We start from the raw sequence: 19,745 nt of genomic DNA on the forward strand, positions 1-19,745 counted from the left end.
GGAACCGCGGAGGATCGAGGGAGGTGGCGCGGCATGTCGCGGACGAGACGGCACGACGCCGCGTCCCGGTGGATCCGTGGCGCGGTGGCGCTGGTCTACCTGATGCTCGCCGTGACGAATCTGCTGGCGCTCAGCGGACCGGGCCGGACGGTGATGACGCTGCTCGACAGCGCCACCGCCGTGGCGATGGGCGTCGCCGCGTTCAGCCGGCGTCCGGGGCGCCGCGGCGAGTGGCTGGCGCTGCTGCCGATCATCGACAGCGTGGCGCTGGTCGTGGTGACGGGCCGGCTGCACTACAGCACGACCCTGATGCTCACCCTGCTCGGCGTCGGCGCGGCGGTCACCTCCCGACGGGTCATGGCGGCCGCGATCGTGCTGGGCTGCGGCGGCTTCGGGGTGACGGTGCTCGCCCAATCGCATCCGACCGGCCCGGAACTGGCCTACTACAGCGTGCAGGTGGCCTTCGCCGCGCTGATCGGCGTGCTGCTGCAGGAGGCGCTGCGCCGCCGGCAGGGCCAGCTGCGGCGCGCCCACGAGAAGGTCCGGATGGTGGCGGACCGCTTCGAGCAGCTGTTCAACGCCTCACCGTCCGGCGTCGCGATCGCGGACGGTGACGGCCGGGTCGTGGCGGCCAACCCGGCGTTCTGCGAGCTGGTGGGACGGCCGGAGACCGACGTGGTCGGCGCGGACGTCTCCCCCTATCTCCCGGAGGGCGTCGACGAGGGAGAACTTCCGGTCGTACGCCCGGACGGCTCCACCCGCTGGGCGTACCTCACCATCGGCAACAGCGTGGTCGGCGGCCAGCCGTGGACCCTGGTGCAACTTCAGGACGTCACCGACCGTCACCTCGCCGAGGAGAAGGCCCGCGACTCGGACCGTCTGCTGGCCGCGGTCGCCGCGGCGGCCCGCCGCATCCGTACCGGCGAGGACGCCCGCACCACGATCATCGCCGCGGTCCGCGATCTGGCCGCCGCGGACAACGTGTCGCTGCTGGAGCCCGTCATCAAGGACGGCACGGCCCGCGAGGTCGTGGTGACCGACGTGGCCGGCGCCGACGTGATCGGGACGCGGGTGCCGCTGGACGGCACGTCGATGATCGCCCGCGTCTACCGCAGCGGCGAGCCGATCTTCCTGGCCGACCCGGCGTCGGATCCGCGGGTGTCGGCGGCGCTGCTGAAGATGGTCGACGGGAAGTCGATGCTGTGGCAGCCGGTGGTCGCCGAGGGCCGGGTGATCGGCGTGCTGGCGGTCGGCTGGCGGCGCCGGGTCGAGACGGTCAGCGACTACCGCACCCGCGCGGTGGGCCTGCTCGCCGACGAGACGGCGCTCGCGCTGGAGCACGAGAAGCTGCTGCGCCGGCTGGAGCGGATGGCGTTCACCGACTCGCTGACCGCGCTGCCGAACCGGCGTGCCTGGCAGGAGGCGATGGACCGGATGCTCGCCGACGCCGAGCAGTCCGGCGAACCACTGACGGTCGCGATCGCCGACCTGGACCACTTCAAGCGCTACAACGACACGTACGGCCACGCCGCCGGCGACGAGCTGCTGCAACGGACCGCGGCGGCGTTCTCGGCCGGGCTGCGCGACGAGGACTTCCTGGCCCGCTGGGGCGGTGAGGAGTTCGTGTTCGTGCTGCCGTCCACCGGCGCGGAGCAGGCCGTCACGGTGCTGGACCGGATGCGGGCGGCCCTGCCGGACGCGCAGACGTGCAGCGTCGGCGTGGCCACCTGGGACTCGCGGGAGACGCTCGCCCAGCTGCTGCAGCGCGCCGACGACGCCATGTACGCGGCGAAGGCCGCCGGCCGCGACCGCGTGCACGCCGCGACGGACGAGCGCCGGGCGGTCCGGAACCCGGCCGCCCGGAACCCGGCCGCATAGAGCGCGACCATCACCATCCGTCAGAGGCGGGTGACTTTACGTCGAGCGCTGTCTATGCTCTAGGCACCGCTCGTCCTGACCGGGCGAGCTTGCCGTGCCCATCATCGGTCATCGGGGAGACGAAGCGCCGTGGAAGAACCCACATCACGCCAGACGCCCGTGCACGTCCCGCTGGATCGCGGGGCGGCGGGGAGCGTCTCAGCGATCGTCCATCGGATCATGCGCTCGGCCGCTCCGGCGGACCGGGTGGCGGCACGGGAGCGGCCTTCTGACGTCTCAGCTTTCCAGTCGGCAATCTGAGCGTCCGGCCGCGCCGGAGCAGGCGCGGCCGCTGCGCCAGTTCGTTCTCAAGGTTCACGAGCTCTGCAATCTGGCCTGCGACCACTGCTACGTCTACGAGCACGCGGACCAGACCTGGCGCGACCGTCCGTCGACGATGTCCGCGCCGGTCGTGGAGCGGGTCGCCTCCCGCATCGCCGAACACGCGGTCCGGCACCGGCTGACCGAGGTCGGGGTGGTGCTGCACGGCGGGGAGCCGCTGTTGCTGGGCCGGGCACGGCTGCGGGAGATCCTGACCGTCCTGCGCGCGACCGTGGGCGCCGCGACCGCCCTCGACCTGCGGATGCAGACCAACGGCATCCGCCTCGACGAGCCGATGGCCGAGCTGCTGCTGGAGTCCGGGGTCCGGGCCGGGGTGTCGCTGGACGGCAACCGGGCCGCCAACGACCGGCACCGGCGCTACCGCAACGGGGCGAGCAGTCACGAGCGCACGCTGCGCGGGCTGGCGCTGCTGCGGTCGCCGCGCTACCGGCCGGCGTACGCCGGGATCCTCTGCACGATCGACGTACGCAATGATCCGATCGCCGTCTACGAGGCCCTGCTCGAGCAGGAGCCGCCCCGGATCGACCTGCTGCTCCCCCACGCCACCTGGGACGATCCGCCGCCGCACGCCGCGCCGGGCACCACGCCTTACGCCGACTGGCTGCTCCGGATACACCGCCGCTGGCTGGCCGACGGCCGTCCGGTGCCGATCCGGCTGTTCGACGCGCTGCACGCCACCGCCACCGGTCGTCACAGCGGCACCGAGTCGATCGGCATCGAGCGTGGGGAGCTGGCGGTCGTCGAGACCGACGGCTCCTGGGAGCAGCCCGACTCGATGAAGACGGCGTTCCACGGCGCGGCCGCGACCGGGCTGACCGTGTTCACCGCGTCCGCCGACGACCTGCTGGCCACGCCGGTGATGCGCCGCCGCCAGTCCGGTCTGTCCGGGCTCGGTCCCACCTGCCGCGCCTGCCCGGTGGTCACCCGCTGCGGCGGCGGCCTGTTCGCGCACCGGTTCCGGTCCGGCGCCGGGTTCGCCAACCCGTCCGTCTACTGCGCCGACCTGAAGGGACTCGTCTCCGCGATGCACAGTGAACCGCTGGCCGGCCCGACCGGCCAGTCCGCGCTGCCCGACCGGGTCTTCGACGAGCTGGCCTCGGGCGGCGGCGACGGCGCCTGCGTCGCACACCTCACGGCGGCACAGGAGTCGATCAACCGGGCGTTGCTGGTCGCGGCCGCCGATTCGCTCACCGGGGCTGCCGCGGCGGCCTGGTCGCTGCTGGCCGACCTGGACAGGATCAACCCCGATGTCGTACGCCGGGTGCTGGTTCACCCCTTCGTGCGGGCCTGGGCGGTCCGTCTCCTGGCCGGACGCGACGACCCGGCCCGGTTCGCCGACCTGGCCGCGGCCGCCGCGGTGATCGCCGGCATCGACGCCGAGGTGGCGGTGACGCCCCGTGGCGGCCGGGTCCACCTGCCGACCCTCGGCACCCTGACACTCCCGGACGCGGGCGAGGCACTCGTCTCCGGGACCGGCACGGTGCGTTGGCCCGGCGGCCGGGCACAACTCACACCCGGTGACCCCGGGTGGGCGCCGGCCGCCTCGATCGCCCTGGACGACCTGACCGTGCTCCTCGAGGACGCCGACCCCTACCGGGACTGCCACGACTGGCCACCGGCCGGTTCGCTCACCGCCGACGACCGGTGGGCCTGGGCAGCCTCGTTGCGGGCCGCGTGGCCGTCGGTGCTGCGCGACGCCCCCGAGCAGGCGGCCGGGCTGGCCGGCGGGCTGACCACGATCACACCGCTGGTCCCGGACGAGGTGACGCTGCGCAGCGCCACCTCCCGGCAGGCTTACGGCGCGCTGGGGATCGCGCTGACGGCGGACCCGGCGGCGATGGCGGTCATGCTGGTCCACGAGTTCCAGCACACCAAGCTTGGCGCCGTGCTCGACCTGATCGACCTGGTCGACCCGGACGCCTCCGGGCTGATCAAGGTTGGCTGGCGGCCGGACCCGCGCCCGGCCGAGGGGGTGCTGCAGGGAATCTACGCTCACCTCGCGGTCGCGGACATGTGGCGCCGCCGGGCCGGCCGAGGCGAGCCCGAGGCAGCCGGGAACTACACGATGTACCGGGAGTGGACCGGGGCCGCGATCGGCGAGCTGTCCGCCAGTGGCGCCCTGACCGCTCCGGGCCGCCGGTTCGTCGATCGCATGGCGGCCACGATCGAGGCGTGGGTGTGATGAGTGACCGCCGTTCGTGCTGCCCGATCGGGGCGTGGCCGGGGTGAGACCGGACCGGGCCGACCTGGTCGCCGACCTGCGGGCCCTCGGGGTGCCGGCCGGCGATCTCGTGGTGCACGTGTCGCTGCGCCGGGTCGGTCCACCCGCCGGCGGCCCGCGGACGCTGCTGGAGGCGCTGCGCGAGATCGCCGGCCCGGACGCGACGATCGTGGTGCCGACGCACACCGCCCACAACTCGACGACCAGTCCGGCGTTCCGGGCCGCGACCCGTGGGATGGACGGGCCGCGGCTCGCCCGATACCTGGACACGATGCCCGGTTTCACCGCCGACATGCCCTCCAGCGGGATGGGCGCGTTCGCCGAGCACGTGCGCCTTTCTCCCGGCGCGGTCCGCAGCGGGCACCCGCAGACCTCGTTCGCCGCCGTCGGGCCGCGGGCCGCCGAGCTGACCGAGGTGCACGACCTGGACTGTCACCTGGGCGAACGGTCACCGGTCGGCGCGCTGTACCGTCGCGGCGCGCACGAGCTGATGATCGGCTGCGACTGGGAGCGGTGCACCGGGCTGCACCTGGCCGAGGAACGCGTCGCCCGGCCGCGGCGCAAGACGTACACCTGCTTCGTCGAGAAGGCCGGCGAGCGGGTGACCGAGCATTTCCTCGGCATCGACCACGACGACACCGATTTCGCGGCACTCGGCGCCGCGCTGGACCGGACCGGGATCGCCCGCCGCGGACCGGTGGGCCGCGCCGGCGCGCTGCTGACACCGCTGCGCGGGGCGGTCGATTTTGCGGTGCGGTGGTTGACTGACAATCGTCAGTGGATGGAGGCCGAGACTTGACCGACCCTACAGTGGACGATCCCGGCGCACCGGTGTTCTTCCTCAGCTACTCGCGTCCGGACCGCTCCCGCTCGGTCGGGCCGCCCCGGGAGGCCAACCGCAACGTCAACAGGCTCTTCGACGACCTGAGTGAGCTGGTCAACGAGCTGATCGGCTCGCCGGTCGGTGCCGAGCCGGGCTTTCTCGACGTGGGGCGCGGCGGCGGCGAGCACTGGCAGAAGACGATCCTGCAGGCGATCGGCACCTGTCAGGTGATGGTGGTTCTGCTGTCCTATCCCTACCTGTTCCACAGCCGCTGGTGCGCGATGGAGTGGGATCTGTTCACACGCCGCCGGATCGTGTCGCGGCACGGCCTGGCGCCGGGTGCGGAGAGCGCGATCGTGCCGGTGCTGTGGACACCGTTCGAGCAGCCATTGCCGAAACCGGTCGCCGAGGTCAACATGTTCATCCCCACCGGGTTGCCCGATGAGGACTGGACCGCCCGTTACCTGTCCGACGGTCTGCTCGGCGTGGCCCGGACCGGGCAGAACGCGATCTACGACGCGATCGTCTGGAAACTGGCGATGCACATCCAGCGTGTCCACGGCAGGTACCGGGTCGAGCCGGCCGTCGCGGACGGTATCGAAGGCCTGCGCACGAGCTTCACGGAGGGGACGTGATGACCTCAGCGACCACGGCACGCTGCCGGTTCTTCCTCAGTTACGCGCACTCCGACCCGCTGAACAGCTCCGGCAACCGGGACACCGACGTGTGGGTGCGCAGCTGTTTCGACGACCTGTCGGCGCGGGTCGGCGCGCTGGTCGGCGAGGATCCCGCGGCCGTCGGGTTCGCCGACTACCTGCTCGCACCGGGCACCGACTCGAAAGCGCGGCTGACCGAGCAGCTGGGCCGGGCCGAGGTCTTCGTGCCGCTCTACTCCCCCGGCTACTTCATCAAGTCGTGGCCGATGCGGGAGCGGGCCGTCTTCCTGGACCGGTTGACGCGGGTGCTGCCGGACGAGCCGGACGCGGCCCGGGCACACGTGATGCCCGTGCTGTGGCTGCCGTTCCCGGACGGTGGGCGCGAGTCGGAGGTGCGTTCGGCGCTGCCGCTGGGTGCCGGGATCCCGGAGTACGCGGAGAACGGCCTGCGTGCACTGGGGCGGCTCACCCCGTACCGCGATCTCTATGCCAAGGTCGTCGACCGCCTCGCCCACCGCATCGCCGAGGTGACGTCGCGCCGCCGGCTGCCCGCCGGCCGGGCCGTGCCGATCGACGAGGTGGCGCTCCCCGAGCTGCAGTCCACCGAGGTCCCGTTCGTGATCGCGGTGAGCGCCGCCCGCGGCGAGACCCTGACCTGGAAGCCGTACGGCGGGGCACTGGACAACCCGATCGCCGAGTACGCCGCCAACGTCGCCCAGCGCCTCGGCCTGCCGACGCGGGTGATCGACCGCCCCGGCGACCTGAAGGCGCTGGACGGCTCCCCCGGCGTGGTGTTCGTGGACCCGTGGCAGCCCGGCGGCGTCGAGGCGCTCGACGTCCTGGCCGGACACCTGCACCGGTGGACCACCCCGATCGTGGTCGCCGACAGCGGCGATCAGCGCTTCACCCGCCACGGCGCCGATCTGGTCGAACGCACCGAGGCGCGGCTGACGGCCCTCGGCGCGGCCCGCGTGTACCGTGCGCTCGATGTGAAACAGTTGGACAACCAGATGCCGTCGGTGGTGAGTGAGGCCCGCCGCCACTTCCTCCGGCGGGCGGCAGTGCAGGCGCCGGAGGGCTACTCCCGCCCGCGGCTCGGCGGTTCGGAGACCTCGTCCCGACGCGTATTCGAAGTGAGCGACGATGACTGAGCAGCGCCCCGGCAAAGTGGTGACGTTCTACTCGTTCAAGGGCGGCACCGGACGGACCATGGCATTGGCCAATGTGGCGTGGATCCTGGCCGCCAGCGGCAAGCGGGTGCTGGTCGCCGACTGGGACCTGGAGTCACCCGGCCTGCACCGGTTCCTCGCGCCGTTCGTCAAGGCCGACACCGTGGAGACCACCGGCGGCGTGATCGACATGGTCCGCGCCTACGAGTGGCAGACGACCAAGAGCGTCGAGCGGCGGCCCGGCTGGCACGAGCACTTCGCGCGGGTACGCAAGTACGCGTTCTCGGTCGACTGGGACCACTTCCCGGGCGACGGCCGGCTGGACTTCCTCTCCGCGGGCCGGCAGAACCAGGACTACGCCGCGAACCTGACCGGCATGAACTGGGACGACTTCTACGAGCAGCTCGGTGGTGGCGCCTTCCTGGACGCGCTGCGTCAGGACATGCGGGACAACTACGACTACACGCTGATCGACAGCCGGACCGGGCTCAGCGACGTGGCCGACATCTGCACCATCCATCTGCCGGATGTGCTGGTCAACTGCTTCACCTTCAGCGAGCAGGGCATCGCCGGCGCGGCCAAGGTCGCCGCCGCCGTCGCGCAGAACAGCTTCCGCCGCGACATCCGGGTGCTGCCGGTGCCGATGCGGGTGGACCCGGCCGAGAAGGAGAAGGCCGACGCCGGGCGCATCCTGTCGATGCAGCGCTTCCCCGGCCTGCCGACCGGGATGACCCAGTCCGAGCGGCACCGCTACTGGAACGCGGTCGAGGTGCCGTACCGGCCCTTCTACGCGTACGAGGAGATCCTCGCGACCTTCGGCGACATCCCCGGTCAGACCACGTCGATGCTCGCGGCGTACGAACGGCTCACCGCCCACATCACCGAGGGTGAGGTGACCGCGATGCCGGCGATGGACGACGGCCTGCGTCAGCGGACCGCCGGCCGGTTCGTACGGCAGGTCTCCTTCGCCGAGGAGGAGGTGACCCTGCAGTACGCGCCCGAGGACCTGGCCTGGGCCGAGTGGGTCGGCGGGGTGCTCGCTGCCGCGGGCCTGCGCGTGCACGACCCGAACAGCACGCCGGACGTCGAACCGTCCGGGCGACGGCTCGCCCTGGTCTCGCACGCCTCGACCGGTGACCCGGCCGACGTTGTGCCCCGCAGCCGGACCGGCTCACAGCCTCCGCTGGCCGTGTACGTCGAGGACCTGTCGCCGCTGCCCGCGTACCCGCTTGCCACGTCCGCGTTCATCAGCGGCAAGCCGGCCGAACTGGCGATGGAACGGCTGCTGCGGCTGGTCGGGCGGTCCCTGGAGGACGTCGACCCGCAGGCGGTCGGGGTGCGCTACCCGGGCCGTCCGCCGGCCGTGTTCAACCCGCTGGCCCGCAACGTGCGGTTCACCGGCCGCGAGACCGACCTGCGCGACCTGCGAGCGCGGCTGCGCGGCGGACGGCCGGTCGTCGTGTCCGGCACCACCCCGGTCGCGTTGCAGGGCATGGGCGGCATCGGCAAGACCCAGGTCGCACTGGAGTACGCCCACCGGTTCAAGAACGCGTACGACGTGGTGTGGTGGATCGACGCCGAGCAGACCACGTTCATCGACATCAAGCTGGCCGACCTCGGCAGCCGGCTCGGCCTGCCGCTGCCCCAGTCCAGCGTCCTCGACTCGGCCAAGGCGGTCATCAACGCGCTGGAGCAGGGCACCCCGCACGCTCGCTGGCTGGTCGTCTTCGACAACGCCGAGGACGTCGACGAGGTGCTGCCGTTCATCCCGCGCGGTGCCGGGCACGTGCTCGTCACCTCCCGCAACAGCCAGTGGGGCGAACGCGCCCAGTCCATGACGATCGACGTGTTCCAGCGCCGGGAGAGCATCACCCACCTGCGGCAACGGGTCGGCACCATCAAGACCGAGCAGGCCGACCGGATCGCCGAGGCGCTCGGTGACCTGCCGATCGCGGTCGCCGCCACCGGCGCATGGCTGGCGGAGACCGGTGAGCAGGTCGGCGAGTACCTGCGCCGCATCGAGCAGGAGGGCCCGGACCGCACCGTCGACCAGGTGTGGGACCTGTCTCTGGAGCTGCTGCAGAAGCGGTCCGCGGCGGCGTACCGGCTGCTGCAGTTGTGCTCCCTGCTGGCCCCCGAGATCTCCCTCGACCTGATCAACAGCGACGAGATGGCCGGGGTGCTGAGCCGCTACGACCCGCTGGTCACCGAACGCCTCTACCGGCACTCCCTGGTGCAGCACATCAACCGGCTCGCACTGCTGAAACTCGACCGCGCACGCAGCGAGATCCAGGTACACCGGCTGCTGCAGCACGTGGTCCGCAACCGGATGAGCACCCAGGAACTGCGCGAGGCACGCCACGAGATCCACCTGGTGCTGGCGGGTCTGCGGCCGCGCACCGAGATCGACGACTCCCGCTCGTGGCCACGGTTCCGGATGCTGTGGCCGCACCTGGAGGTCTCCGACGCGGCCAACTGCGACGACGAGCTGGTCCGCCAGCTGATGATCGACCGCGTGCGGTACCTCTGGTACAACGGCGGCCTGCCCGAGGGCCGCCAGCTCGGCGAGCAGATCGACCGCCGCTGGACCGAGATCCTCGGCTACACCTCGGACGAGGCCTCGGCGGCGTCGATGCGCCGCCAGATCCTGCATCTGCGCTTCAACGTCGCCAACATCCTTCGAGAGATGGCCCAGTACGAAGAGGCCCGCACCCTCGACGAGCAGGTGCTCGCCGAACAGACCGCGCTGCTCGGCCCCACCCACCCGCACACGCTGATGACCGCCGGCGGTCTCGGCGGTGACCTGCGGGCGCTGGGCCGTTACGCCGAGGCGAGAGAGCGTGACGAGCTCACCTACGCCGCCTGGGTGGACCACTTCGGCGAGGACTCGTCGCGAACCCTGTCGGCGCTGAACAACCTGGCCACCACGCAGCGGCTGGCCGGTGACTTCCGGCGGGCGCGCGCCCGTGACCAGGAGCTGTTCGAGCGGAACAAGAGCATCAACGGCGTCGATCATCCGCGTACGCTCGGCACCGGCACGAACCTGGGCCGCGACATGCGCGAGGCCGGCGAATACCAGGCGTCCGCCGAACTCCTCGAGGAGATCTACCGCCAGCACGACCGGGTGTTCGGCCCCACCTCGTACCGGACGCTCAGCGCCAAGGCCAACTGGGCCGTGTCGCTGGGCAGTTCGGGCCGCCCGAAACAGGCCGCCACACTGCTCGAGGAGGCGTACGAGCAGCTCAACGAGTGGGTCGGACCGAGTCACCCGGACACGCTGGCATGCCGGCTCAGCCGCGCGGTCAGCCTTCAGGCCATCGGCGAGGTGGACAGCGCCATCGGCGAGCTCGAGGAGGTGCGCCTCGCCTACGGCGCCAGCCTCGGCCTGCGGCACCCGCACACGCTGGTCTGCCTGAACAACCTGGCGGCCGCGCACCGGGCCAAGGGCGACCTGAGCAGAGGCCTGACGTTCGCCCGCAAGGCGGCCCGGGAGCTCGGCGAGGTGCTGGGCGCCACCCACCCGTACACGCTGGCGGCCGAGCTGAACGTGGCCGTCCTGCACGCCGAGACCGGCGAACTGCGAACCGCCCTGCAGATGATCGAGCCGACCCTGCGTACCCACCGCGAGGTGCTCGGCCCCGAACACCCGGACACCCTGCGCTGCGCCGCGAACCGGGCCCTGATGCGCCTGGCAGCCGGCCAGTCCGCCTCCGACGACGGCGACGTCGGCGACCGCCTGACACACGCCCTCGGCAAGACCCACCCGGCGGTGGTTGCCCTGGAGGAGGGCCGCTACCTGCACCGAACGCTCGACCCCCACCCGTACTAGCCCCACCACGGTCCGAGCCGCTTCCACAGTCCGAGCCGCCTCCACGGTCTGGCTCCGCCGAGCCCGTCGGCCGCACCTCGGCCAGCCAATCGCCCCACGAAACCATGCCCGAGATGCAGCCGACGGACTTACACCCCGACCGAAGGCCGCGAGCCGTGGCCAAGCCAGCCAATCGCCCCGTGATGCCGTGTCTGAGGAATGGCCAGCGGGCCTTCCTCCGGGTGGCTCGCGCCCGCCTGCGGGCGGGGCGAGCGAGCGGGGGCGACCGGGCAGGCAGGGCGACCGGGCAGGCAGGGACGACGTGTCAGTGGCGGCCGGCGGGGACAGGGGCTGCTACCAGCCAGTTCAGGACTTCGGGGAGGACCTCGACGGCACCGAAGTGAGCCGTCGACTCCTGGACGCGGATCTCGGCGTGCGGGATGCGTTCGGCGAGCCAGCGGGCGTGGGTGACCGGGGAGAAGTTGTCGTCGGCGCCGTGCCACAGCAGGACCGGACCGTGGATGTCGTTGAGCTGGAAGCCCCAGTCGGAGCGGAAGGCGGCCACGTCGTCGATCCAGCCGAACGGGCCCTGGGTGAACGCCTCCACGTACGTCTCGGTGAGCAGTTTGCGGATGGCGATGTCGTCGACGACCTGACGGTCGGGGGCGGTCATCTGGCGGCGCAGATTGTCGACCATGAACTCGGGGTCGCGGCGGGCCCGGTCGGCCAGCAGGCGCAACCGTTCGACGTGTTTGGGCCAGTCGTTCTCGGCGGTCTCGTACTCGCGGACGTTGCCGTCGGTCATGCCGCTGAGCCAGTCGAGGCCCTCGGCGTCGGACGGGGCCAGGCCGACCAGCACAGCGGCCCGGCTGACCTTTCCGGGTAGCAGCGCCGCGGCGGCGAGTGCGTGCGGGCCCCCGCCCGATCTGCCGACCACGGCGAACCGGTCCAGGCCGAGGGCTGCGGCGATGTCCTCGATGTCGTAGGCGGCGTCGGCGACCGAGCGTTTGGGTTTCGGGGTGGAGCCGCCGTAGCCGGGCCGGTCGTAACAGATCAGCTGGATGCCGAGCCGATACAGCACGCTGCCCCGGGGTTTCGGGCCGATCCGGCTGCCGGGCGAGCCGTGCAGCAGGAACACCGGGGAGCCGTTCGGGTGGCCGGTGACGTCGAATGTGAGGACGCGGTCGTCGCGGGTCTCGATCTGATGTCGGCTCACCCGGTCCTGGGACACGCGACCCCCTGCCATCGATCGATGTCGCGCAACCCGCGACAATGCCAGCGTATTTCATTCACGGTCGTCACCGGAACGGTACGAACAACCACCGATTACGGCCCGATTCTGGCACGACCGGGATTTCCCGCGCGTGAAATCCGGGCCGTGCCGCACGGTAGTACGTAGCGGGCCGCCCGGAGGTTCGACATACGGTACGGGTCCTGAGCGACAGAAACGGATCACCAGTGACCGGACCGAGTGCGAAGCAACTTCAGGACATCCTGTGGCGGGCGGCCGACAAGCTGCGCGGCACCATGGACGCCGCCCGGTTCAAGGAGTTCGTGCTGGGGCTGGTCTTCCTCAAGTACGTGTCGGACGCGTTCGCCGAGCGCCACGCCGAGCTGGGCGACGATCCGGTGGCCTACCGCGCGGAGAACGTGTTCTGGGTGCCGCCGGAAGCCCGCTGGGAGCGGCTGACCGGGGACGGCGACGGGCTGGACGCGGCGATGGACGCGATCATGCGGGCGAACCCGGCGCTGGACGGGGTGCTGCCGAAGATCTTCGGCCGGGACCACGTCGACCAGGACCGGCTGCGGGAGCTGACCGGGCTGATCGGCGGCGCCCGGTTCACCGGCCATGACGGGCGGGCGGCGCGTGACGTCCTGGGTGAGGTGTACGAGTTCTTCCTGGAGCGGTTCGCCCGGGCCGAGGGCAAGCGCGCGGGCGAGTTCTACACCCCGGCCGGCGTGGTCGAGCTGCTGGTGGCGGTGCTGCAGCCGTACCGTGGCCGGGTCTATGACCCCTGCTGCGGGTCGGGTGGCATGTTCGTGCAGGCGGGGCGCGAGCACACCGGCGACATCACGGTGCACGGCCAGGAGGCCAACGAGCGCACGTGGCGGCTGGCGAAGATGAACCTGGCGATCCACGGCATGGATCCGCACGGGCTGGGTGACCGGTGGGCGGACACGTTCGCCGACGACCGGCATCCGGATCTTCGCGCCGACTTCGTGCTGGCGAACCCGCCGTTCAACATGAGCGACTGGTCGCGGCGCGAGGACGATCCGCGATGGCGGTACGGGGTTCCTCCGCGCGGCAACGCGAACTTCGCCTGGCTGCAGCACATCATCGCGCGGCTCGGTGACCGTGGCAGCGCGGGTGTGGTGCTGGCGAACGGCTCGATGTCGGCGCGGACCGCCGGTGAGGGCGCCATCCGCCGAGCGATCATCGAGGACGACCTGGTCACGTGCATGGTGGCGCTGCCGGCGAACCTGTTCCGGACCACGGCGATCCCGGCGTGCGTCTGGTTCCTGTCCCGCCACAAGCCGGCGCACACCCGCGGCCGGGTGCTCTTCGTCGACGCGCGCGGGCTCGGCACCATGCTCGACCGGACCGAGCGCGTGCTCACCGGCGCCGACATCGCGAGGATCGCGGAGACCTTCAAGAAATTCCAGGCCATCGGGTACGAGGACACGCCCGGCTTCTGCCGTTCGGTGTCACTCGGCGAGATCGCCGCGCAGGAACACTCGCTCAGTCCGGGCCGCTATGTCGGCGCCGCCACGACAGGGCCGGGTGACGAGCCGCACGCCGACCGGGTCGCCCGGCTCACCAAGGTGCTGCACGAGCGCCTGGACGAGTCGCGGCGGCTCGAGACGGTGCTGCGTGAGCAGCTCGGACTGCTCGGCTAACGGCATCCCCACGGAGGAGTCCGAGGGATCTCCCAGCTCAGACTGCATCTGAGTCACCGTCCTGGAGGGAGGCGATCCGATGTCTTATGAATGTGGACCGTCAGCTACTTCGCCGCCACGGTCGGCGCCGCGAGCCAGAGGAAGGTGACGAGGTATGTCGAGAACCGGCGTAACGTCCGGCCATACGCCCATCCGCGTTGACGGCGAAGGGGCTACCTCAGCCATGCTCCGAACGGACTCCGATTCCTCCCCACGGCTCGAGCCGGGGATTCTCACGGAGGTTCCTCGATGAGCCTCCGGCCGTACCGTGACCTGGTCTCTTTCGCCCGTGGGGGCGGCTGGGGCTCGGACCGGCCGCTGGACGGGCACGACCGGGTGGCGGTCATCCGGGGCACCGACTTCGCGGGGGTTCGCGCCGGTCGCACCGACGCCGTGCCGCACCGCTGGGAGAAGCGGCCGGCGCTGCCGCAGCGGCTGCTGCGGCCGGGTGACGTGCTGCTGGAGATCTCCGGTGGCAGTGCGGCGCGCGGCCAGTCGACCGGGCGGAGCCTGTTCGTCGACGCCGAGTTGCTGTCCGGCTTCGATCATCCGGTGATCCCGGCGAGTTTCTGCCGGGTACTGCGCTTCGACACTTCGCTGGTCGAACCGCGGTACGCCTATTACGGCCTGCTCGACATGTATCTGTCCGGGCGGGTGCGGGCGTACGAGAACCAGTCGACCGGGATCAGCAACTTCGGCTTCGACGGGTTCCTCGGCGCCGAGCGGCTGCGTGTGCCGCCGCTGGATGAGCAGCGCCGGATCGTGGCGCTGCTGGGTGCTCTCGACGACCGGATCGGCGGGAACGAGCGGGTGGTGAACGCCTACGAGGACCTGCTGCGCGCCGAGTTCGCGGCGCTCGGCGTCACGGCGGTGGGCGGGACGGTGCCTGTCACCGAGCTCGTCGAGTTCAATCCGCGGACTCCGCCGCCGGATCCGGCCGGTGCCCCCTACGTCGACATGGCGGCCCTGCCCACCCGGGTCGCGGCGATCCGCACCTGGTCGCGGCGGCCACCGCGCAGCGGCAGCCGGTTCCGCAACGGTGACACCCTGCTCGCCCGGATCACCCCGTGCCTGGAGAACGGCAAGACCGGCTACGTGGACCTCCTGGCCGGCGACGAGACCGGTGCCGGGTCGGGCGAGTTCATCGTGCTGCGGGCCCGGCCCGGGGTGCCGCCGCAGCTGCCGTACTTCCTGGCCCGAGACGGGCGGTTCCGTGCTCACGCGATCCAGCGGATGGCCGGGTCCACGGGCCGGCAGCGGGTGCACGCCGCCGACCTCGCGGACTTCCGGATCACCGTGCCCGGTCCCCGGGCGCTGGCTGTTTTCGGGGACCGGGCCGGTGCGGCCTTCGCGCACGCCGCGGCGCTGCTGGCCGAGTCCCGGTCCCTGACGGAACTGCGGGACGTGTTGCTGCCGGAACTGATGTCGGGCCGTCAGAGCCTGCCGGCGCCCGCTCCCGCCTGCACGATCGAGGGGACCGACGAGGCCGCGTCCAGCGTGTACGAGTAGTAGCCGCGCGGTTCGGCCACGCTGCCACCGGCCTGGCACGTGCCGGACGAGGTGAACTGGTTGGAGCGCTGCACGAGGCGGCCGGGGCCGCTGTCGGCGTACCCGCCGGTGGAGAAGCACGGGTACGGGACCGCGCTGAACGCGTTGCCCTCGACGACGACACCGGCGTTCATGGTCGACGCGACGCCGTACAACTCGTTGCCGTTGAAGTAGTTGTTGTAGACGTGCACCGGCTCACCGAAGCGGACCCTCGGATGCCGCTGCCGGGACCCGTCGAACCAGTTGTGGTGGATGCTGACCTTCAGGTGCCCCACGTCGGTGGAGGAGGCGCCGTCGGAGTGCCCGATCAGCATGCTCTTGTCGGTGCCGTCGAAGTGGTTCCACGACACCGTCACGTAGTCGGAGCCGCGCACGATGTCGATCGACCCGTCGACCGGCGTGCGGAACGTGTTGTGGTGGATCCAGATGTGGTGCGACTGCTGACCGACGTTGATCGCGTCGTCCTCGGCGTCGACGAACGTCAGGTTCCTCACGATCACGTTGTACGACTTGTAGAAGTCGAAGCCGCCACCACGGATTGTCGGGTTGCCGCCGATGCCCACGATCGTCTTGTTCGGGCGTACGCCCTGCTTGCTCGTGATGTCGATGGTCCCGGACACCTGGATGGTCAGGTGACCGACCGTGTCGATGGCGTCGAGCAGCTCGTCGGTGGTGTCGACCGTGACGGTCGGCCCGGCGATGCCGCCGGTGGTGGTCGCGAGGCCGAGCGCGGCGACCGACGCGAACCCGTCGACGACGGGCGCCGCCTGCGCGGGAGCCGCTGCGACCAGGACCGATGCGGCGGCCAGCGTGGCCGCGAGGACGATTCTCATTTACCCACCCCTGCTCCCGCGGTGACCAGCGCCGGCACGTTCGCGGCCGGGTCCAGCGTGTACGAGTAGAAGGTGCGCGGCTCGGTCACCGTGCCGCCGGCCTCGCACACCCCGGAGTTGACGAACGCGTTGGCCCGCTGCACGAGGCGGCCCGGGTTGCTCTCGGCGTAACCGCCGGTGGAGTGGCACGGGAAGGCGACGTTCTCGAAGTAGTTGCCCTCGGCCACGACCCCGGCGTTCTCGGTGGACGCGATGCCGTACGCGCCGACGTTGTCGTAGTAGTTGTTGTAGACGTGCACCGGCTCACCGAAGCGCACCCGCGGATGCCGCTGGTTGGAGCCGTCGAACCAGTTGTGGTGGTAACTGACGCGGAGGTAGCCGATGTCGTCGCGGTAGTTGTCGGAGTGGCCCAGCAGCATGGTCTTGTCGGTGCCGCGGAACACGTTCCAGGAGACCGTGACCTGGGTGGACTTGCGCTTGATGTCGAGCGAGCCGTCATAGCCGGGCCCGAACTCGTTGTGGTCGATCCACACGTGGTGGGCGCCGTTGGTGACGCTGATCGAGTCGTCGGACGCGTTGCTGAACTTGATGTTGCGGATGATCACGTTGTTGCCGGGCCGGGTCGTGGTGCCCAGCTGCAGGCCGCCGCCGGTGATCTCGGCGGTCGCGCCGACACCGATGATGCTCTTGTTCGCGACCACGGTGATCATGCCGCCGGCGGAGATCCGGCCGGAGACCAGGATGGTGTACGGGGTGTTCGCGCCCGCATATTGCGCGAGCTGGGCCGAGGTGGTGACGGTGACGGTGGGTCCCGCCACGCCTCCGGTGGTGCCGGTGGCGAAACCGTCGGCGACCGTGGCGGGCGGCGCCGCGACCGCCAGGACTGGTGTGATCAGCAGTGCGGCGAGCAGTCCGTGCATCAGATTCTCCCGACGCCGGCACCGGCCGGCACGATCGTGGGCACCGACGAGGCCGGGTCCGCGGTGTAGGGGTAGAGGGTGCGCGGGTCGGTGACGCTGCCGCGTACCTCGATGGCGTGGTTGCAGTCGACGAGGATGTTGTCGCGCTGGACCATCCGGCCGAGCGGCCCGCTGAAGTCGACGCGGCCCGGGTTGTTGACGCTGTAGAAGTAGTTGCCCTCCACGAACAGCCCGGCGTCGTTGGTCGAGGCGATGCCGTAACTGTTGTCGCGGAAGTAGTTGTTGTAGACGTGCACGATCGGCGCGAACCGCACGCGAGGATGCCGCTGGTCGGAGCCGTCGAAATAGTTGTGGTGGTACGTGGTGCGCAGCCGCCCGGCGTCCTGGGCGCCGTTGTCGTCGTCGTGACCGAGCAGCAGTGTCTTGTCGTGGTCGTGGAATCTGTTCCAGGAGACGGTGACCAGGTCGGAGCCGCGTTTGATGTCGACCGCGCCGTCGTCGCCGTCGGAGAGGTCGTTGTGGTCGATCCAGATGTGGTGGCTGAACATCTGCACGTTGATCAGGTCGTCGGAGGCGCCGGAGAGCCGCAGGTTACGGATGATCACGTTGTGCACGGCGTTCGCCGGTGGCGAGGTCAGGTCGTCGTCGACGGGCAGGCCGATGTTCAGGCCGCCGCCGACCAGAGCCGCGGTCGAACCGAGGCCGATGATCGTCTTGTCGGACGTGACCGGGTACATGCCGTCGTTCGAACCCCGGGGCAGCGTGATCGTGCCGGAGACCTGCACGATCAGCGGCCCGGGCCGCGCGATGGCCTCGATGAACGCCGGTGCGGTGGTGACCGTGACGGCCGGGCCACCGGCGCCACCGGTGGTGGTGACCTGGCCGTGGCCGGCGACGGAGGCGAACCCGTCCGCCGAGGCCACGGCCGCCTGGACCGGTGCGACCAGCAGCCCTGCCACCAGAGCCAGTGCGAGCATCAGAGCCTCCCCACACCCGCACCGGCGGTGACGATCGACTTCACCGCGTTCGGGTCGTCGAGGGTGTAGCTGTAGAACGCCGACGGCTCCTGCACGGTCCCGCTGCAGTCGGGTGCGCCCGACTCGCCGGCGAAGACGTTGTTGCGCGCCACGCAGCGGCCGGCCGGTCCGGCGTACGTGTTGGTGACCGGCTCCTCGACGTCCTCGAAGTAGTTGCCCTCGACCACGCAACCCGCGTTGTTCTGGCAGGCCACTCCGGTGTCGGTGTTGTAGACGTAGTAGTTGTTGTAGACGTGCACCGGGTCGCCGAACCGTACGCGCGGGTTGCGCTGCGGGGTCCGGTCGAACCAGTTGTGGTGGTACGTCACGCGCAGCCGCCCGGTGTCCTGCGCGCCGTTGGAGTCGTCGTGGCCGAGCAGCATGTTCTTGGTGTGGTGGTGGGTGTGGTTCCACGACACCGTCACGCTGGTCGAGCCGCGCTTGATGTCGATCAGCCCGTCGTAGCCCTGGGCCAGGTCGTTGTGGTCGATCCAGACGTGGTGGCTGAACATCTGCACGTTGATCGAGTCGTCGCTGGCGCCGCGGAACGACAGGTTCTGGATGATCACGTTGTTGACCGCGTTCGCGGGCGGGGTGGTCACGGCGGAGACGGGCAGGCCGATGTTGAAGCCACCGCCGGTGATCCCGGCCGTGGCGCCGACTCCGACGATCGACTTGTTGCTGGTCACGTCGTACATGCCGGCCGGCAGGGTGATCGTGCCGACCACGCAGATGGTCAGCGGGCCGGACGCGGCGATCGACGACAGCAGCTCGGCCGCGGTGTCGACCTGGACGGTCGGGCCGCCCGCACCGCCGGTGGTGCCGGACGCGAACCCGGTGGCCGTGCCGCTGACCGCGCATCCGCCGGGCGGCGGCGGGGTCGGTGAGGTCGACGGCTGCGACGGGCCGGGGCCGGGCGCGGTGGTGTCGACCGCGACGTCGTCGAACGTGGCGCTCGCCGAGGAGGTGACCAGCCCGATCCGGCCCGAGCCGAACGCGCCGTCGGCGGCCTGGACGACCTGGACGCCGTCGACCCGGCCGGTCAGCGTGCTGCCGCTCACGGTCAGTGCCAGGGTCCGCCACGAGGTGCCGGCGGAGACCGTACCGGTGGCCAGTGCCGTTGCCGTGCCCCCGGAGACGCGCTGGATCTGGGCGGTGCCGGCGGCGGTCAGGACGAGGGTGTAGTACTGGCTGGTGGACTGGGCGCGGGCGGCCACCCCGGCGGTGCCGGTGGTCTTGACGCGCGCCTGGACCGTGTAGTCGGTCCACGAGGTGCTGCCGGTCAGGGCGCGGGCGTTGCCGCTCGTCGTGGACTGCCGGTATGCGGGGGTGCCGTCGGTGACGACCGACCAGGAACCGCCGTTGCGGCTCCAGCCGTCGGCGTTGCCGTCGTCGAAGGTGTCGCCGAACAGGCTCTCGGCTTGGGCGGGACCGCTGACGACAGCGGTGAGCAGCAGGGCCGAGGCGGCGGCCGCGACACCGATGGTGATCCATCTGATCTTTGGCATGGGGATTCCTCGGGGATGGCGCTGGGGAATGGGAGGGGCGCCCAGAA

Annotated in this window: 13 protein-coding genes; 8 read left to right on the top strand and 5 right to left on the bottom strand. The window is 71.1% G+C overall.

All coding sequences use genetic code 11. The features are described 5' to 3' along the window. Window positions 1-33 precede the first annotated feature (33 nt). The 6 genes from CLV67_RS33185 to fxsT all read left to right on the top strand — a co-directional run bounded on the left by CLV67_RS33185 (window position 34) and on the right by fxsT (window position 10,957). Complete coding sequence (locus CLV67_RS33185) at window positions 34-1,878, top strand: sensor domain-containing diguanylate cyclase (RefSeq protein WP_106325524.1); 1,845 nt, start codon at window positions 34-36, stop codon at window positions 1,876-1,878. A gap of 331 nt (window positions 1,879-2,209) precedes the next feature. After that, window positions 2,210-4,441, top strand: coding sequence for an FxsB family cyclophane-forming radical SAM/SPASM peptide maturase (locus tag CLV67_RS33190; protein ID WP_203737872.1), 2,232 nt, complete (start codon window positions 2,210-2,212; stop codon window positions 4,439-4,441). 34 nt (window positions 4,442-4,475) lie between these two features. Continuing rightward, the gene (locus tag CLV67_RS33195; protein ID WP_239166965.1) at window positions 4,476-5,279 is read left to right on the top strand and encodes an AAC(3) family N-acetyltransferase; all 804 of its coding nucleotides are present in this window, start codon (window positions 4,476-4,478) and stop codon (window positions 5,277-5,279) included. Next, window positions 5,276-5,938, top strand: coding sequence for a TIR-like protein FxsC (locus CLV67_RS33200; RefSeq protein WP_170154094.1), 663 nt, complete (start codon window positions 5,276-5,278; stop codon window positions 5,936-5,938). Before CLV67_RS33195 ends, CLV67_RS33200 begins: the two co-directional genes overlap by 4 nt. After that, window positions 5,938-7,110 (top strand): TIR-like protein FxsC, encoded by a 1,173-nt coding sequence (locus CLV67_RS33205; RefSeq protein WP_106325528.1) that lies wholly within the window; start codon window positions 5,938-5,940, stop codon window positions 7,108-7,110. Before CLV67_RS33200 ends, CLV67_RS33205 begins: the two co-directional genes overlap by 1 nt. Continuing rightward, window positions 7,103-10,957, top strand: a complete 3,855-nt coding sequence (gene fxsT, locus CLV67_RS33210) for an FxSxx-COOH system tetratricopeptide repeat protein (protein WP_106325530.1) — start codon at window positions 7,103-7,105, stop codon at window positions 10,955-10,957. Before CLV67_RS33205 ends, fxsT begins: the two co-directional genes overlap by 8 nt. A 304-nt stretch (window positions 10,958-11,261) precedes the next feature. Here the strand turns inward: fxsT and CLV67_RS33215 are convergent, their stop codons facing one another. Next, window positions 11,262-12,182 carry an alpha/beta fold hydrolase gene (locus tag CLV67_RS33215; protein ID WP_106325532.1) on the bottom strand — a complete coding sequence of 307 codons (921 nt, stop codon included), beginning with the start codon at window positions 12,180-12,182 and terminating at the stop codon, window positions 11,262-11,264. Window positions 12,183-12,394: 212 nt separating this feature from the next. On the opposite strand from CLV67_RS33215, the gene CLV67_RS33220 reads away from it, so the two are divergent. Both CLV67_RS33220 and CLV67_RS33225 read left to right on the top strand, forming a co-directional pair. Then, on the top strand, window positions 12,395-13,834 hold the full coding sequence (locus CLV67_RS33220; protein ID WP_239166963.1) for a type I restriction-modification system subunit M: 1,440 nt from the start codon (window positions 12,395-12,397) through the stop codon (window positions 13,832-13,834). Between the two features lie 288 nt (window positions 13,835-14,122). After that, entirely contained in the window at window positions 14,123-15,382 is a 1,260-nt protein-coding gene (locus CLV67_RS33225; RefSeq protein ID WP_106325534.1) for a restriction endonuclease subunit S, read from the top strand. On the opposite strand, the gene CLV67_RS33230 is transcribed toward CLV67_RS33225, so the two are convergent. From CLV67_RS33230 to CLV67_RS33245, 4 genes are read right to left on the bottom strand one after another with little or no spacing between them, the layout of a single operon-like run. Beyond that, a complete protein-coding gene (locus CLV67_RS33230) occupies window positions 15,307-16,254 on the bottom strand; it encodes a pectate lyase family protein (protein WP_106325536.1) in 948 nt (315 codons plus the stop codon). The genes CLV67_RS33225 and CLV67_RS33230 overlap by 76 nt on opposite strands. Then, the gene (locus CLV67_RS33235) at window positions 16,251-17,174 is read right to left on the bottom strand and encodes a pectate lyase family protein (protein ID WP_106325538.1); all 924 of its coding nucleotides are present in this window, start codon (window positions 17,172-17,174) and stop codon (window positions 16,251-16,253) included. Before CLV67_RS33235 ends, CLV67_RS33230 begins: the two co-directional genes overlap by 4 nt. Then, window positions 17,174-18,151: a pectate lyase family protein gene (locus CLV67_RS33240; protein ID WP_106325540.1), complete on the bottom strand. Its 978-nt coding sequence runs from the start codon at window positions 18,149-18,151 to the stop codon at window positions 17,174-17,176. Before CLV67_RS33240 ends, CLV67_RS33235 begins: the two co-directional genes overlap by 1 nt. Beyond that, window positions 18,151-19,698 carry a pectate lyase family protein gene (locus CLV67_RS33245; RefSeq protein WP_106325542.1) on the bottom strand — a complete coding sequence of 516 codons (1,548 nt, stop codon included), beginning with the start codon at window positions 19,696-19,698 and terminating at the stop codon, window positions 18,151-18,153. The genes CLV67_RS33240 and CLV67_RS33245 overlap by 1 nt, the downstream gene beginning before the upstream one ends. Window positions 19,699-19,745: the final 47 nt, after the last annotated feature.

The organism is Actinoplanes italicus (genome assembly GCF_003001815.1).
In the GTDB taxonomy this organism is placed as follows: Bacteria; Actinomycetota; Actinomycetes; order Mycobacteriales; family Micromonosporaceae; genus Actinoplanes; species Actinoplanes italicus.